We start from the raw sequence: 15,300 nt of genomic DNA, 5'->3' as shown, positions 1-15,300 counted from the left end.
GAATCATATCTAGGATCACATGAGCGACCCATCAAACCATACGCCTGCGCCCGCATTGACCGGACATGAGCTGATTGCGGATTATCTCAAGCGGCTCGATAGCTCGCCGGGGGTTTATCGCATGCTCGATGCGCAGGCGCGCGTGCTCTATGTGGGCAAAGCGCGCAACCTCAGGGCGCGGGTGTCGAATTATGCGCGCATGACCGGCCACTCGGCCCGCATCGCACGGATGATCACCGAAACCGCCTCGATGATGTTCCTGACGACCAAGACCGAGACCGAGGCGCTCTTGCTTGAACAGAACCTGATCAAGCAACTCAAGCCGCATTACAACGTGCTGCTGCGCGACGACAAAAGCTTTCCAAATATCTTGCTGTCGCGCCATGACTATCCGCAGATCAAAAAGCATCGCGGCGCGAAACGCGAGAAGGGCGACTATTACGGCCCATTTGCCAATGCGGGGGCGGTGAACCGCACGCTGACGCAGTTGCAGCGGGTGTTCTTGCTGCGCAATTGCTCGGACAGCGATTTCGCCGGACGCTCGCGGCCCTGTTTGCAATATCAGATCAAGCGCTGCTCCGGCCCCTGCACGGGCAAGATTTCCGATGCGGATTATGCGCAAAGCGTGGCGGATGCCAAAGACTTCCTGTCTGGCCGCTCGTCGAAAATCCAAGGCCGCCTTGCCAAGGATATGCAGGCCGCGTCGGATGCGATGGAATTTGAGCGCGCGGCGGCATTGCGCGACCGGATCAAGGCGCTAACGGCCGTGCAGACGGTGCAGGGGATCAATCCGCGCACCGTTGAAGAGGGCGATATCATCGCGCTGCATATGGAGGGCGGGCAGGCCTGCGTGCAGGTGTTTTTCATTCGTGCCCATCAAAACTGGGGCAACCGCGATTTCTACCCGCGCATCGGGGCCGATATGGAGGCGCCCGAGGTCTTGGAAGCCTTTATCGGCCAGTTTTACGACGGCAAGGAGCCACCCAAACAATTGATCCTCTCGCATCCGATCGAGGATCTGGAATTGATGCAGGCGGCTTTGAGCGAGCGGCTTGGCCGGAAGGTCGAGATTTTGGTGCCGCAGCGGGGCGAGAAGGCCGAATTGGTCGACGGAGCGATGCGCAATGCGCGCGAAAGCCTCGCGCGGCGTATGGCCGAAAGCGCCACGCAGACCAAGCTGCTCAAAGGGCTGGCCGAGGCCTTCGGTCTGGACGCGCCGCCGCAGCGGATCGAGGTCTATGACAACAGCCATATCCAAGGCGCCCATGCGGTCGGTGCGATGATTGTCGCGGGGCCTGAGGGGTTGATGAAAAACCAATACCGCAAGTTCGACATTCGCGGCGATGACCTGACCCCTGGCGATGATTTTGGCATGATGAAAGAGGTTCTGTCGCGCCGGTTCAAGCGCCTCAAAAAGGACGACCCCGACCGCAGCGGCGGGCTTTGGCCCGATCTGCTGCTCATTGACGGCGGCGCGGGGCAGGTCTCGGCGGTGGCGGAGATCATGCGCGCGCATGGGGTTGAGGATATTGCGATGGTGGGCGTGGCCAAGGGCGTCGACCGCGATCACGGCAAGGAAGAATTCTACCGCATCGGGGCGCGGCCCTTTGCGCTACAGCGCAATGATCCGGTGCTCTATTTCGTGCAGCGCCTGCGCGACGAGGCGCACCGTTTTGCCATCGGCACCCACCGCGCCAAGCGCAGCAAAGCCATCGGCGCCACGCCGCTTGATGATGTGCCAGGGGTGGGCGCGGCGCGCAAACGCGCGCTTTTGGCGCATTTCGGCTCGGCCAAGGCGGTGAGCCGCGCGGGGCTGGCCGATCTCAAGGCGGTCAATGGCGTCTCGGCGGCTTTGGCCGAGACGATCTATGCCTTCTTTCACGAAAAGGGTTAGCCGCGCGGCGCAAGCTCGTCGGCAAAGCCGCGCTGTTTCAAGGTGCGGTCCTTGTTGCGCACCGCGAAGCCCTCTTGCACAGGCCATTCGGCATAGGGATCCTCGACCCCGCCAAGCGCCATGCGCGCGTGCAGCGGCCAATTCGGATCATCCATCGCGATCCGCCCAAGAGCGATCATATCGGCGCGTCCCGAGGCGATGATCTCTTCGCCCTCTTCGGGGGTGGTGATCAAGCCGACGGCCATGGTCGCCACATCCGCGCCCTTGCGCACCCCTTCGGCCAGCGGCACTTGGTAAAGCGGGCCCAGTTCGAACCGCGCGCCGACCATGCCGCCCGACGAGCAAACCACCATATCCGCGCCCAGCGCCTTGAGCCGTTTGGCGTATTCGACCGAATCCTCAAGGGTTACGCCGCCTTCGACCCCGTCCACCGCCGAGATGCGCACAAACATCGGCTTGTCCTCGGGCCAGACCGCGCGCACCGCCTCAAAGACGCTCAGCGGAAAGCGCATGCGGTTCTCGAAACTTCCGCCATACTCGTCGGTGCGTGTGTTGGCGATGGGCGAGAGGAATTGATTGAGCAAATAGCCATGGGCGCTGTGCAGCTCCAGCACATCGAACCCCGCTGCATCGGCGCGTTTTGCGCTGGCGACGAAGGCGTCGCGGACGGCGTCGATATCGGCGTGGGTCATGGCGCGCGGCTGTTTGAAGCCGGTGTCCACGGGGCCAATCGCCTCTTCGCCGGGGCCAATGGGTTGCCATTCCTCAAACGCCGCCTCGGCTTTCTCGGCCTCGGTTTCGTTAAAGCCGCCGCGCCACCAGACCGGCGTCGAGCCTTTTCGCCCCGCATGGGCGATCTGGATGCTGGCGGCGGCGCCTTGGCTTTGGATGAAACGGGCGATGCGGGCCAAGGGCGCGATCTGCTCGTCCTTCCACAGGCCGATATCACCATAGGAAATCCGCCCCTCGGGGGTTACGGCGGCGGCTTCGACGGTCACCGTGCCAAAACCGCCCATGGCATAGCGCGCCAGATTGGCAAAATGCCAATCATTGGGCATGCCATGGCGGGCGCTGTATTGGCACAGGGGCGACAGAACGAGGCGGTTTTTCATGGTCAGCCCGCGCAGGGTGATCGGCGATAGCATTTGGCTCATGGGTCTCCTCCCGCCCTCTTGGTAGAGGGCAAACGGGGCCGCGCAGCGTGCGATGCGCCTGCGGCCCCAATGTGTATCGCCCGCCAGCTTGCGCCATCTTCCCTCCGCCCGCAAGACGGGTTAGGAATGGGCTATGACATGGAACCTGCCCAATATCCTGACCGTGATACGGTTGCTGGCCGCCCCCGGGGTCGCCGTGATGTTTTTATATTTCACAAGGCCTTATGCCGATTGGTTCGCGCTGCTGCTTTTTGCGGGGGCGGCGATCACCGATTACTTTGACGGCTATCTGGCGCGCGCTTGGGGGCAGGAAACCAAGCTTGGCGCGATGCTGGATCCGATTGCCGATAAGGCGATGGTGGTCATCGCGCTGATGGTGATTGTTGGCTATTCGTCTATGTCGCCGTGGCTGGTGCTGCCTGCTACGGTGATCTTGTTCCGCGAGGTGTTTGTCTCGGGGCTGCGCGAGTATCTGGGCGATACGGCGGGCACGTTGAAGGTCACGAAACTGGCCAAATGGAAGACGACGGCGCAGATGCTGGCGATTGCGGTTTTATTCGCGCAAGGCGTGTTCGAGCATTATTTCGGCATGTCGATCTTTGGCATGGACAGCGCGATGGTGCGCGACATTCTGGACGGCCACGAAGAGGACCTGCTTGGCCTCAAGTGGAAAATGACGGGTATGATCTGGGCCGGTCATGCGGGGCTGTGGCTCTTGTGGATCGCGGCGTTTCTCACCTTTGTGACGGGGGTGGATTACATGCGCAAATCCCTGCCGTATTTGAAGGATTGAACGATGGACGTTCTTTATTTTGCATGGGTGCGCGAGCGCATCGGCCTGCCCAAAGAGCAGGTGGATACCGATGCCGCGACGGTGCGCGATCTGGTGGCCGAACTTACGGCACGCGAAGAGCGTTACGCGGCGGCCTTTGCCGATCTGAGCGCCTTGCGGGTGGCGCTGGACCAAGAGCTTTCGGATTTCGATGCGTCTTTGGCGGGCGTGCGCGAAGTGGCGTTTTTCCCGCCGATGACAGGCGGCTGAGCCATGAGCGAACAAGTCAGTGTGAAGGTGCAGGAGGCCGATTTTGATCTTGGCGCCGAGCTGGACGGATTTGGTGCGGGCTTTGCCGATATGGGCGCTGTGGTCAGCTTCACCGGCATTGTGCGCGACGTTGACGGCGGGCTTGAGGCGATGGAAATCGAGCATTACCCCGGCATGACCCTCAAGGCGCTCGAAGAGATCGCGGCGCAGGCGATGGCGCGCTGGAGCCTTGGCGGGGTGAAGGTCATTCACCGGTATGGGCGGCTCGTGCCGAGCGATCGGATCATGATGGTCGCCACCGCGTCGCGCCACCGCAAGGATGCGTTTGAGGCGGCGGAATTCTTGATGGATTACCTCAAGTCGCGTGCGCCGTTCTGGAAGAAAGAGCACCTCAAAAGCGGCGCGCAATGGGTCGCGGCGCGCGATGAGGACGAGGCGGCGCTGGAGCGCTGGTAGCGCGCGCCCTGCCACACGCCCTGCCGCGAGGGCAGGCTTTTCCGACCTGTTAACTTACCTGCGATATTGCTAGTTGCCCAAAGGCGGCGCGTGGCCGCATAGGACCGGATCGGAGCAGGACATGAACCCCGTTTTACAAGAGGCGATCGAGCTGTTGACCCCCAAGGTGAGCGGCATCCTTGAGGGGCGCGTGCGCCTGATCATCAAGGACGAGGGCGCGCTGTTGTTGACCCGTGAGGGCGCGAGCGTCGATGCCGATCCAGATGCCGCCGTTGATGTCACGATGACCGCCTCCGAGGCCGTGTTTCGCGGCATTTTCAGCGGCGATACCAATCCGGTGGTCGCGGCCATGACGGGGCGATTGAAGCTCAATGGGTCAATGGCGCGGGCGCTCAAGGTCGGCGAGATCATGACCGGCTGACAGGCGGCGGTGCCACAACCCAATCCGCAATGAGGTCGCCGGACCGGCGCAGGCCTGCCGCTTTGGGGCGGTTAGCCCATATTGTTCTTCTCGATCCACGCGCGCAGCTCTTCGGCCTCATGGCGCGCATCGCGCAGGCCTTCCATTGCGGCGGACAATTCGGCTTCGGTCTGTGCCAACTGGTTGCTCAGTTCCGCTTCGCGTTGCTGCAAATACAAGATCGCCTGATCGCGGGTCTCTTCGGCTTCATGCAGGTCTTGGGCCATTTTCTCCAGCTCGCCCATGTCGGATTTCGACACGCGGGTAAAGCGGTGGATCACCCAATAGGCAAACCAGCCCATGCAAAAGGCCACAAAAAGAATGATCGCGGTGGCGATGATGAATTCGGTTCTGTTCATGTCTGACCCTTGGTCCTGCCTGATCTTGCCCTGACTGCGCCGCCCAATACGAGCGAAAACTGCGCCTCAGAGGTGTTTTCTATGTGCCTGTGGCGCTAATTTCCGCCGCTGGCTTGGGCCTCTGTGCTGTCTTCGCTGGTCGGGGCATCCTCGTCGCCAGAGCCGTTATCGTCCAGCCCGTCGTCTTGGGGTGTTGCTTCCTCGGCGGCGTCGCTTGCGTCGGGCGTGTCTTGCGCACCGGCTTCGGCGGCCTCAAGCGCGGTTTGCTTGGCGACAACGGGTTCGGGGCGGATCAGGCGGAATTCGATCCGGCGGTTGGCCTCGCGCCCCTCTTCGGTGCCGTTGTCGGCGATGGGGTTGGTTTCACCGTAGCCTTTGGCGGAAAAGCCGGAGGTGAGCAGGCGCCGCGCGCGCAGGTCATTGAGAACCGCTTGCGCGCGCTGTTGCGACAATTGCTGGTTCATCGTCTCGCGCCCTTGGCTGTCGGTATGGCCGCCGATTTCCATTTTAATCTCGTCGCCGCAGCGCTCGAGCACGGCGGCGATATCTTGCATGATCGCGCTGGCCGAAGCGTCCAAAGTCGCCGATCCAGGTTCAAAGTTGAGCTTGCGCGCGGCAAGGATGTCTTTGATCTCGGTTTCGCATTCGTCCGGCGTCGGCAGGCCAAGCACGGGATCGAGCTGTTTTTTGTAGGTCACGTTGATGGAAAAATCGCCGCCCTCGCCGATCTTGTCGGCCAAGAGGCGCGAGATTTCATCGCTGGCGGTCTGGTTGCCGGTGTTGCCCGACACGGTGATGGTTTGCGGGGTGACCGTGACCGCGCCGTTCGACAGTTTCGACAAGGCTTCGATCCCTGCCAACACGCGCAGCGCCCAGCCGCGCGGCAGGCTGTCGTCAAGGCGGGCGGCGGAATAGACCGAGGCCGAGCCAAAGCGCGCCTTGGCGAAACTGTCGGCGATGGTGCGGGTCTGTTCGTCGCTGACGCGCCCGCGCAGTTGCACAAGGCCCTCTGGGCTGCGGGTGGCGACAAATTCGGGCGGGCCTTGATCGCCTGCATTCGGGGTCGGCGTCAATGTGGCATTGAGCGCAAAGACCTCCGGCAGGGCGGCTTCCATTTCGCCAACGATGCGGTCAAAGGCGGCTTGGTCCGTGCCCTGCGCAGCGATCAACGAAATATCCGCATCCGCCATGGTCAGGCTGCCGCCGCCCAATTCGGCCAAGGCCTTGATGCCGGTTTCGGCCGCACGCGCCCAGCGCGGCGATGGCACGCCAAGGCCGATGGTGCAATCGGGCGTGCCGGAGATGCCCGCCTCTTTGGCGGCGCGCAGGATACGCTCTTTGGCTTCGGCGGTGTCGGCGGCGCAGGCGTCAAAGCTCGGGCCGGTCTCGTCGATCAGGAAGCGCAAGGTGAAGGGCGTGATCACGGGGCGCGGCGCGGAAATCGCCAGATCAAGCTTCAATCCGCTGGGTAAACGGCGGCGCAGATCGGTTTCGATCTTGCGTTTCTCGATGGCGCTGTCGGACATGGCGGTGATCGCCACACGGTCCGCATTCACCGAGATTTTCGCGCGCGGCAAGCTTTTCAGCGCCCGCTCGGCATAGCTCAGCGCATCGTCCCATCCGTCCGGCGTCGGGTAATCGGCGGTTTCGAGAAGGTCGGTGACGGTGCCCTCGACCCCTGCAAGCGTGGTCACGGTTTTGACCAAAGCGTCGCGATTCGTGCCCGCCGGAACGAGGCCGATCAGCGACACGCCGCTATCGTTGCGCAATATCTCGATCGAGAAATGCGGCGCGGCGAGTTTGCGCGTTGCCGTGACCTCGATATTGTTGATCACACGGGCGGCATCCACGACGCCCGAAGCCGCAGTTTGCGCGCTCAGGCGGGAGACCTCGGACGGGGAGGTGCCGGTCAGATAGACCTGCAACCCGTCCGCATGCACCTCGGCCCAAGACATATTCGCCCCGTCAAGCGCATCGCGCACGCCGATCTCGGAACTGTCTTCGATCAAGGTCACGGCAAAGCTGGCCGCGACCAGACATGCACCAGCCGCCACAGCAAAGGCGGAGGAGAAGACAATCATCGAAGATAGGCGCATCAGATCAGGCTTCCAAATTGATATATCGTTACTTACGCCGCGGGCGGGCGGGTTTCAATCACACGACAAGCGCAGCGGCGAAAAACAGCACGGCAATCAGCCCCGCGTCGCGGTTGGTCCGAAACAGCATGAGCAGCACGGCGCTGTTGTCGGCGTCGAATTTGCGCATCTGCCACACCATATGCCACCCCATCGCCCAAGGCCCGCCAAGCGCGATGATCAGCGCCAGCGGGCTGAGCGAGGCCATGCCGGCAAGCAAGATCGCCAACCCCATCAGGGCGACGGTGAGGACCAAGAACCGCGCCAGCCAGCGCGGGGTTTGCCCGCCAAACAGCCGCGCGGTGCTTTTGACCCCGATCAAAGCGTCGTCTTCGGTGTCTTGATGGGCGTAGATCGTGTCGTAAAACAAGGTCCACGCCATGCCCGCAAGGTAGAGGATCACCGCAGGCAGGCCGAGGGATCCGGTATGGGCCGTCCATGCGAGCAGCGCGCCCCAGTTGAAGGCAATCCCGAGGAAAACCTGCGGCCACCATGTGAACCGTTTGGCAAAAGGATAGATCGCCACCGGCAAAAGCGACAACACCCCCAAGGCGATGGCCGCGCCGTTGAAACTCAGCAGGATGGCAAAGGAGATGAGCGCCTGCGCGCCCATATAAAGCGCGGCGGCTTTGGCGCTGACCTGCCCCGATGGGATCGGGCGCGAGCGGGTGCGCTCGACGCGGGCGTCGATCTCGCGGTCGGTGATGTCATTCCACGTGCAGCCCGCCCCGCGCATCAACCACGCCCCCAGCGCGCAGCCAAGGGCGATCCATGCGTCTTCCCAGCGCGCTTGCCCGTCGTGCAGCATCGCCAGCAGCAGCCCCCACCAACACGGCAGCAGCAAAAGCCATGTGCCGATGGGTCGGTCCGCACGGCTGAGCCTCAGGTAGGGGCGGGTGGCGGCAGGGGCATAGCGATCCACCCAATTGCCGCGCACCGCATCGGCGACTTGGCCCTTCGGCGCGGCCGCGGCCTGATCGGCTGCGTGTTTGTCGTTCAACTCTGGCATCTGCCCCGCCTCGCTCTTACATTGCGCCTCATGACAGACGCGAAAATCAGGCTCTATGTAGAGCAAGCCCTAAGCGAGGGGCAATCGGTTCCTTTGACGCGGGAGGCGGCGCATTACCTTTTTGGCGTGATGCGGCGCGGGGTCGGGGACGGCGTGCTCTTGTTCGACGGGCAAAACGGCGAATGGCTGGCCGAAGTGGTCGAGGCGGGCAAACGCGGCGGCACGTTGGAAGTGCGCAGGCAGACCAAGCCGCAACAGATGCCGCCGGACCTGTGGCTGGTCTTTGCACCGATCAAAAAGGCCCGCACGGATTTTATCGTCGAAAAGGCGGCCGAAATGGGTGCGGCGAAAATCCTGCCCGTGCAAAGCGAGTACACCAATTCCGAGCGTATCCGCCAAGACCGCTTGCAAGCCCATGCGGTCGAGGCCGCCGAGCAATGCGGCGGCACCTATGTGCCCGAGGTGAGGGAATTGACCAAGCTCTCGGCGCTGCTTGATCATTGGCCCGCCGAGCGGCAATTAATGTTTTGCGACGAGGCGATGGTCGGGCAGGCCTCGGTTTTGCACAGCGCCGCGCAGGCGGGGGCGCCTTGGGCCATCCTTATCGGCCCCGAAGGCGGATTTTCGGAGGCCGAGCGCAAGCGCCTGCACGCCTTGCCCTTCGCCCATCCGGTCAGCCTCGGCCCGCGCATTTTGCGCGCCGACACGGCGGCGGTGGCGGCGATGGCCCTGTGGCAAACGGCGATGGGGGATTGGGGATGAGCCTTATCCGGCCGGAGGCACAGGCGGTTTTGACCCGCTGGCGCGATGTGATCATCGGCGGGGCGATGATGGTTTGTGCTTTGGTCTGGGGGTTCGGCGCGGCGGGGCTGGTCTGGCTTATGGCGGCGCTGTTGTTTGTGTTGGGCGCGGGATTGGCCATCACGGGGCTCCAGCGGGCGCGGATCGCGGCGCGCGGGGGGGATGGCCATGCGCCGGGTCTGGTGGAACTGGACGAGCGGCAGCTGAGCTATTACGCGGGCGAGGGCGGCGCGATTGTGATCCTCGCCGAGGTCAGCCGGATCGAGATCGAGATTTCGGGCGCGAGCGAGGACGCGCGCGTCGACGACATGCGTTGGGTGTTTCACCGCGCGGGGCAAGCGCCGGTGCGTATTCCCGCCGATGCTTTGGGGGCGGACCGATTGATCGATGCGCTGGCCGGATTTTCGGGTGCGTCTTACGAAAACGTGATCCGCGCCTCGCATAGCGCGGCCCCCGCACAGGGCAAGGCGCAGTTCCTCGTATGGCAGCGCCCCGCGCCGCAAGCGCCAAAATCCCGCCCGACCCTGCATTGACAGTCGCGATTTTTCGCGGCACCTCTTTACGTTCCGGAGCGGTTAGCCACATGGCCGACGCTTCGCGATGATGATGACGATTGCCTGACGTTCAACGGATCAACACCCCCAGCGCCCCAATACGGAGACCTGCCCCATGTCCATTCCACAATCCGGTGGCGGCCTCATCGAGGATCGATCGCAGCTTGCTGAATACCTGTCGTCGGGGTGCAAGCCCAAGGACGATTGGCGCATCGGCACCGAGCACGAGAAATTCGGCTATTGCAAGGACAGCCTTCTGCCGATCCCCTATGAGGGCGAGCGCTCGGTTCTGGCGGTGCTGCAAGGGCTGCGCGACGGGCACGGATGGACCCCCGTCGAGGAAGGCGGCAAGCTGATCGGGCTGGAGAAAAACGGCGCCAATGTCAGCCTTGAGCCAGGCGGGCAATTGGAGCTTTCGGGCGCGCCGCTCACCTCGATCCACGAGACCTGCGACGAGGTGAACGCGCATCTCAAGGACGTCAAAGACATCGCCGATAAGGTCGGTGTCGGTTTTATCGGCCTTGGCGCAGCGCCCGTGTGGACGCATGAGCAAATGCCTCTGATGCCCAAGGGCCGGTATAAATTGATGGACAGCTATATGGGCACGGTCGGCACCATGGGCACCTCGATGATGCGCCGCACCTGCACGGTGCAGGTGAACCTCGATTTCGCCTCCGAGGCCGATATGGTGCAAAAGCTGCGCGTGGCTTTGGCCTTGCAACCCGTTGCCACGGCGCTTTTCGCCAATTCGCCCTTCTTTGACGGCAAGCCCAACGGGCATAAATCATGGCGCTCGCGCATCTGGCGCGATCTGGACGACAGCCGCACGGGCACCTTGCCCTTTGTTTTCGACGAAGGCTTCGGCTTTGATCACTATGTCGATTACGCCCTCGATGTGCCGATGTATTTTGTCTATCGCGACGGAAAATATATCAATGCGCTGGGCCAGTCGTTCCGCGATTTCCTGCGTGGCGCATTGCCCGCATTGCCGGGTGAAAAGCCAACGCTCAGCGATTGGGCCGATCATCTGACCACCTGTTTCCCCGAAGCGCGGATCAAGAAATATATGGAAATGCGCGGCGCGGATGGCGGCCCGTGGCGGCGGCTTTGCGCGCTTCCGGCGCTTTGGACGGGGCTTATGTATGACCAAAACAGCCTTGATGCGGCTTGGGATCTGGCCAAGGGCTGGGATCTGGAGACGCGCGAGGCGCTGCGGATCGCGGCCTCTGTCGACGGGCTGCAAGCGGACACGCATGGCGTCAATATGATGGATCTGGCGCGCGAGGTTGTCGCCTTGTCTGACGCGGGGCTGAGGGCGCGGGCCAAGCAAGGCGCGGGCGGGTTGATCCCCGACGAGACGCATTTCCTCAACACGCTGAACGAAAGTCTGGACAGCGGCAAGACGCCCGCTGATGAATTGCTGGATCATTATCACGGCGATTGGAACGGCGATTTGAGCCGGATTTACGCCGAATATTCTTACTGATCCACCGCCCGATAATATGAAAAAGGCCCCGATGATCTTCGGGGCCTTTTGCGTTCTCTTCGGGGCTCGCCCGGGCGCTTATGCGGGCGCTTTATCGGGGGATTGACCGGATGCGGGGGCATTGGCGGGCGCGTCCCACGGACCTTTGGGATGGGCGGTTTGGGCGGGTGCGGGCATCATCAACCCGCGCAGCAAAGTCACCGCATGGGTGAAGCCCAGCCCGAGGCAAAGCGCGCCGAGGCCAAGCGCCGACAGCAACGCCACAACATGCGGCGCATTCACACCAGCCAGAGCGCCGCCGATCGCCATCAATCCGCCCAAACCAATGGCGATGAAACCGGTCGAGATCGACAGCGCCGCCGCGCGCAATCCGGCGCGTTGTCCGGCCTCCATATCGGGGCAACCGGCCAGGGCATTCGCGACGCGGGTGATGGCATGGGCCAGCCATCCCAAAAGGGCGAGGCTCACGGCAGTGTAGATGGCAATATAGATCAACATTTGATGTCTCCTTTCAAAGAGGCGGGTGGGCTATTGCATGGCGTCGCGGTAGAGCGGGTTCATGAAGGCCCGATAGAGATGGGCAAAGGTGGCGCCCCAGATCGGGGCAAAGATCAGGCCAAAGGCGAGCAGATATGGTATGCTTTCGTCTATGGTGCCTCGCGGCGCGAACTGTTTGAGGCCAAAGGCGAGGATCAAAAGGGCGAGGTCAGCTGCAAAGGCGAGGCAGGCGATGTCGCCGGCACGGGCGGGGCGGCGCGACAGATGCCAAAGCAGCAGGGGCGTGCCGACCATCACGTAGACCGGCGCGCCAAGGATCAGTGCGAAAACGGGCACCACCAGAAAGAAGCTAAGCACGGTCACGAGCAGCGGCGCCGCGATCAGCGCTCCGAAAAACGCGATGATGTCCACGGCGTAGTGCGGGCGAGTATCTGTATGTTCGATGTTTTCTGTCATGAGAGAAATCCTTGGGCAAATTTTTTTTAGAGCATCACCCGTCCTTGCCCGATTTGGGCAAGAAGCGCGCGATGCGGGCGCCGAGCTTGAGCATCGCCAATTGCGTGCCGCGCGGCAGGCGAGCGATTTCGCCATACCAGTGGTCAAACATCTCCATCGTATCGAGCGTTTCCTTGAACCGCGCTTTGACGGCGGCGGGGGTGGCGTCGGCCTCGGCCTCGGCTTGCACGTCGCGCAGGGCGGCGATGGTGGGGGCGAATTCGCGCTCGCGGCGGCTTTCGACCACGGTATTGACCAAATCGAACATGTCGCGGATCGAATGGAAGTGATCGCGGCGATCGCCCAGCTTGCGCGAGGATTTCACCATGCCGAGGCTTTGCAATTCCTTCAGGCCGGTCGAAACGTTGGAGCGGGCCAGCGACAGCGTCTCGCTGATGTCTTCGGCGGTCAACGGATCGGGCGAGATATGCAAAAGCGCGTGGATTTGCGCGACCGAGCGGTTGGTGCCCCATTTCGCGCCCATCTCTCCCCAGTGGAGGATAAAATTCTGCATGGCGGGGGTCAGGTGCATGGGGTGACTCGCATCATTAATTTCTGTATAGACAGAAATAGCAGAAATTGATGTCTTGTCAATTCGTAGCCTTCGAGGATTTGACAGGCCAGCTGCGATTGGCCATGTAGCGCCGATGGTTAATATGTAAGGAGTTCATACCATGAGAAATTTCTTTATTACTTGGTCGGAAAAGCTCGTTGCGGTTTTGATGGTGCTCTTGATCCTCGGGGTGATCGCTGGCGCGGTTGCGATGTCTCTTTCGCCCGAGCCAGGTGCGATGATCGCGGCCGTCGCGCTTTTGGCTTTCGGTGGGCTCTATGTCATCATGATCGGCGGGGTGCTCTATTTGGGCTTCGGGATCTACCACAATACCCGCCGCACGGCAGAGGCGCTTGAGGCGCAAAACCAAACCGGCGGCGGTCTTTAACGAAGGCAGCTTTGCGCAAGATAAGCCGCTCCCTTGGGGCGGCTTATCTTGGCTCTGGGGCGTCTGCGGCGTTACTTTTTTCCGATCTTCGGCTCCGTGCCTTGGCGCAGGCGGGCGATATTGGCGCCGTGGCGCCAAAAGATCAGCGCCGCCAGAACTGCGGCCAGCGCTGCCCCCTCGGGCGCGCCCAAAAGCGCCATCCAAACCGGCCCGAGCAGCGCCGCGACCAAGGCCGACAGAGACGAAATCCGCGAAAGGATCGCGGTTGCCAGCCATGTCGCACAGGCGGCCAGCCCCGCAGGCCAGAACAGCGCCAGCAGCAAGCCAAGGAAGGTCGCAACGCCCTTGCCGCCCTTGAAGCCGAGCCAGACCGGAAAGCAATGACCGATGAAGGCCATAAGGCCGGCCAGTTGCGCCGCATCCTCGCCCGCGAGGGCGCGCGCCAAAAGAACCGCCACCGCACCTTTGCCCCCGTCCAAGATCAACGTCGCCGCCGCGGCTTTTTTCGATCCGGTGCGCAACACATTGGTTGCGCCGATATTGCCCGATCCGATCTCGCGCAGGTTTCCCAGCCCCATTACCCGTGCCAGAACCATGCCGAAAGGGATCGAGCCAAGCAGATAGCCCAGCACCGCCCATAGGCCCAAAATGCCGATTGTGCTGGTCAGATCAGGCAACATCACAGGTCTCCAAATACAAGGGCACCGCCGACCAATGTGGCCCGAACGCGGCCTTGCATCCGCTGTCCGTCAAAGGGGGTGTTTTTGGATTTCGAGTTGAGGTCGAAGCGGTCGAGGACAAAGGGCGCATCGGGGTCGAAGACGATCAAATCCGCAGGCGCGCCTTTGCTCAAACGGCCCGAGGCCAACCCCAGCCGCTTGGCCGGATTGAGCGCCATGGCGCGGAACAGTTGCGGCAGGCTCAATTGCCCCGCGTGATAAAGGCGCAAAGCGGCGGGCAGGAAGGTTTCGAGCGCCACCGCACCGGAGGCGGCCTCCTCGAAGGGCAGGCGTTTGCTTTCCTCGTCTTGCGGCGTGTGCATCGAGGAGATGATATCGATCAACCCTTCGCCCACCGCTTCGACCGTGGCGATCCGGTCCTCTTCGGCGCGCAGCGGCGGTTTGACCTTAAAAAAGGTGCGGTAATCGGCGACGTCCAATTCATTGAGCGTCAGGTGATGGATCGAGGTGCCCGCCGTGATGTCGAGCCCGTTGGATTTGGCGCGCGCCAAGGCGGGCAGGGCGCGGCGGGTGGTGATTTGATCGGCGTGATAGCGCGCGCGGGTCATCTCCAGCAGGGCAATGTCGCGGTCCAGCCCCATGCGCTCGGCCATGGGCGAGACGGCGGGCAACCCGCGCAGCGAGGCGAATTTGCCGGAGGTCACACAGGCGCCTTTGGACAGGATCGGCTCTTGCGGGTGGGCGATGACCAGCGCGCCGAGGCTGCGCGCATAGGTCAGCGCGCGGCTCAGAACCTTGGTGTTGGTGGTCACGCGGTCGCCATCGGAGAACCCGACCGCCCCCGCATCCATCAAGAAGCCGAACTCGGTCATCTCCTTGCCGTCGCGCCCTTTGGTGAGGGCGGCGAGGGAATGCACGCGCACGGGGGCGGCCTCATTGGCGCGGCGGGTGGCGAATTCCAGAACTTCGGGGCTGTCGATGACGGGCAGTGTGTCGGCGCGGGTGACCATTGTGGTGATGCCGCCCGCCGCTGCGGCCATGCCCGCCGAGCGAAAGCTCTCCTTGTGCCGCTCGCCAGGCTCGCCGACTTTGACGCCGATATCCACAATGCCGGGGGCAAGGCATTTGCCGCCCAGATCATAGGTGGTCTCGGCCTCGGGCGGCTCGCCCGTGCCCGTGGCCGCGATGGTGCCGTCCGCCGCAATCAACAGCCATCCGGCAGCGTCAGTTTGCGCATCGGGGTCGATCAGGCGGGCATGGGTCAAAAGCGTGGTTCGGGCGGGCGTCATGGGGATGGGGTGTCCTCTTGATGGGGGCGCGGCGCGGCGGTGACTGC

18 protein-coding genes are annotated in these 15,300 nt (G+C 62.8%); 9 read left to right on the top strand and 9 right to left on the bottom strand.

Features of this window, described 5'->3' with window-relative positions:
• Positions 1-19 precede the first annotated feature (19 nt).
• Positions 20-1,894, top strand: a complete 1,875-nt coding sequence (gene uvrC, locus ABWV64_RS05895; protein WP_353343339.1) for an excinuclease ABC subunit UvrC — start codon at positions 20-22, stop codon at positions 1,892-1,894.
• Here uvrC and ABWV64_RS05890 read toward each other — a convergent pair.
• Positions 1,891-3,048 (bottom strand): NADH:flavin oxidoreductase/NADH oxidase, encoded by a 1,158-nt coding sequence (locus ABWV64_RS05890; RefSeq protein WP_353343338.1) that lies wholly within the window; start codon positions 3,046-3,048, stop codon positions 1,891-1,893. The genes uvrC and ABWV64_RS05890 overlap by 4 nt on opposite strands.
• A 133-nt stretch (positions 3,049-3,181) precedes the next feature.
• Between ABWV64_RS05890 and pgsA the strand changes: the two genes are divergently transcribed.
• The 4 genes from pgsA to ABWV64_RS05870 all read left to right on the top strand — a co-directional run bounded on the left by pgsA (position 3,182) and on the right by ABWV64_RS05870 (position 4,967).
• Positions 3,182-3,841: a CDP-diacylglycerol--glycerol-3-phosphate 3-phosphatidyltransferase gene (gene pgsA, locus ABWV64_RS05885; RefSeq protein ID WP_353343337.1), complete on the top strand. Its 660-nt coding sequence runs from the start codon at positions 3,182-3,184 to the stop codon at positions 3,839-3,841.
• 3 nt (positions 3,842-3,844) lie between these two features.
• The gene (gene moaD / locus ABWV64_RS05880) at positions 3,845-4,090 is read left to right on the top strand and encodes a molybdopterin converting factor subunit 1 (RefSeq protein WP_353343336.1); all 246 of its coding nucleotides are present in this window, start codon (positions 3,845-3,847) and stop codon (positions 4,088-4,090) included.
• 3 nt (positions 4,091-4,093) lie between these two features.
• The gene (locus ABWV64_RS05875; RefSeq protein ID WP_353343335.1) at positions 4,094-4,546 is read left to right on the top strand and encodes a molybdenum cofactor biosynthesis protein MoaE; all 453 of its coding nucleotides are present in this window, start codon (positions 4,094-4,096) and stop codon (positions 4,544-4,546) included.
• A gap of 121 nt (positions 4,547-4,667) precedes the next feature.
• Entirely contained in the window at positions 4,668-4,967 is a 300-nt protein-coding gene (locus ABWV64_RS05870) for an SCP2 sterol-binding domain-containing protein (RefSeq protein ID WP_353343334.1), read from the top strand.
• 71 nt (positions 4,968-5,038) lie between these two features.
• On the opposite strand, the gene ABWV64_RS05865 is transcribed toward ABWV64_RS05870, so the two are convergent.
• The 3 genes from ABWV64_RS05865 to ubiA all read right to left on the bottom strand — a co-directional run bounded on the left by ABWV64_RS05865 (position 5,039) and on the right by ubiA (position 8,509).
• Positions 5,039-5,365: a hypothetical protein gene (locus ABWV64_RS05865; RefSeq protein ID WP_353343333.1), complete on the bottom strand. Its 327-nt coding sequence runs from the start codon at positions 5,363-5,365 to the stop codon at positions 5,039-5,041.
• A gap of 95 nt (positions 5,366-5,460) precedes the next feature.
• A complete protein-coding gene (locus ABWV64_RS05860) occupies positions 5,461-7,461 on the bottom strand; it encodes an OmpA family protein (protein WP_353343332.1) in 2,001 nt (666 codons plus the stop codon).
• 58 nt (positions 7,462-7,519) lie between these two features.
• Complete coding sequence (ubiA, locus tag ABWV64_RS05855; protein ID WP_353343331.1) at positions 7,520-8,509, bottom strand: 4-hydroxybenzoate octaprenyltransferase; 990 nt, start codon at positions 8,507-8,509, stop codon at positions 7,520-7,522.
• A 30-nt stretch (positions 8,510-8,539) separates the two neighbouring features.
• Here ubiA and ABWV64_RS05850 point away from each other — a divergent pair, with 30 nt between their 5' ends.
• The 3 genes from ABWV64_RS05850 (at position 8,540) to ABWV64_RS05840 (ending at position 11,350) form a co-directional block, all read left to right on the top strand.
• Positions 8,540-9,271, top strand: coding sequence for a 16S rRNA (uracil(1498)-N(3))-methyltransferase (locus tag ABWV64_RS05850; RefSeq protein ID WP_353343330.1), 732 nt, complete (start codon positions 8,540-8,542; stop codon positions 9,269-9,271).
• Positions 9,268-9,843, top strand: coding sequence for a hypothetical protein (locus tag ABWV64_RS05845; protein WP_353343329.1), 576 nt, complete (start codon positions 9,268-9,270; stop codon positions 9,841-9,843). The genes ABWV64_RS05850 and ABWV64_RS05845 overlap by 4 nt, the downstream gene beginning before the upstream one ends.
• A gap of 136 nt (positions 9,844-9,979) precedes the next feature.
• A complete protein-coding gene (locus ABWV64_RS05840) occupies positions 9,980-11,350 on the top strand; it encodes a glutamate--cysteine ligase (RefSeq protein ID WP_353343328.1) in 1,371 nt (456 codons plus the stop codon).
• Between the two features lie 78 nt (positions 11,351-11,428).
• On the opposite strand, the gene ABWV64_RS05835 is transcribed toward ABWV64_RS05840, so the two are convergent.
• From ABWV64_RS05835 to ABWV64_RS05825, 3 genes are read right to left on the bottom strand one after another with little or no spacing between them, the layout of a single operon-like run.
• On the bottom strand, positions 11,429-11,848 hold the full coding sequence (locus tag ABWV64_RS05835; RefSeq protein WP_353343327.1) for a hypothetical protein: 420 nt from the start codon (positions 11,846-11,848) through the stop codon (positions 11,429-11,431).
• Between the two features lie 30 nt (positions 11,849-11,878).
• Positions 11,879-12,304, bottom strand: a complete 426-nt coding sequence (locus ABWV64_RS05830; RefSeq protein ID WP_353343326.1) for a hypothetical protein — start codon at positions 12,302-12,304, stop codon at positions 11,879-11,881.
• 34 nt (positions 12,305-12,338) lie between these two features.
• Positions 12,339-12,857, bottom strand: coding sequence for a GbsR/MarR family transcriptional regulator (locus ABWV64_RS05825; protein WP_353343325.1), 519 nt, complete (start codon positions 12,855-12,857; stop codon positions 12,339-12,341).
• Positions 12,858-13,017: 160 nt separating this feature from the next.
• On the opposite strand from ABWV64_RS05825, the gene ABWV64_RS05820 reads away from it, so the two are divergent.
• A complete protein-coding gene (locus ABWV64_RS05820; protein WP_353343324.1) occupies positions 13,018-13,284 on the top strand; it encodes a hypothetical protein in 267 nt (88 codons plus the stop codon).
• 71 nt (positions 13,285-13,355) lie between these two features.
• On the opposite strand, the gene plsY is transcribed toward ABWV64_RS05820, so the two are convergent.
• Positions 13,356-13,964 (bottom strand): glycerol-3-phosphate 1-O-acyltransferase PlsY, encoded by a 609-nt coding sequence (plsY, locus tag ABWV64_RS05815; RefSeq protein WP_353343323.1) that lies wholly within the window; start codon positions 13,962-13,964, stop codon positions 13,356-13,358.
• Positions 13,964-15,253, bottom strand: a complete 1,290-nt coding sequence (gene pyrC, locus ABWV64_RS05810; protein WP_353343322.1) for a dihydroorotase — start codon at positions 15,251-15,253, stop codon at positions 13,964-13,966. Before pyrC ends, plsY begins: the two co-directional genes overlap by 1 nt.
• Positions 15,254-15,300: the final 47 nt, after the last annotated feature.

The sequence above is a fragment of the Litorivita sp. NS0012-18 genome, assembly GCF_040371945.1.
Classification (GTDB): domain Bacteria; phylum Pseudomonadota; class Alphaproteobacteria; order Rhodobacterales; family Rhodobacteraceae; genus Litorivita.
The sequence above is the reverse complement of the archived record's forward strand: the minus strand, read 5'-3'. Positions and strand labels throughout refer to the sequence as shown.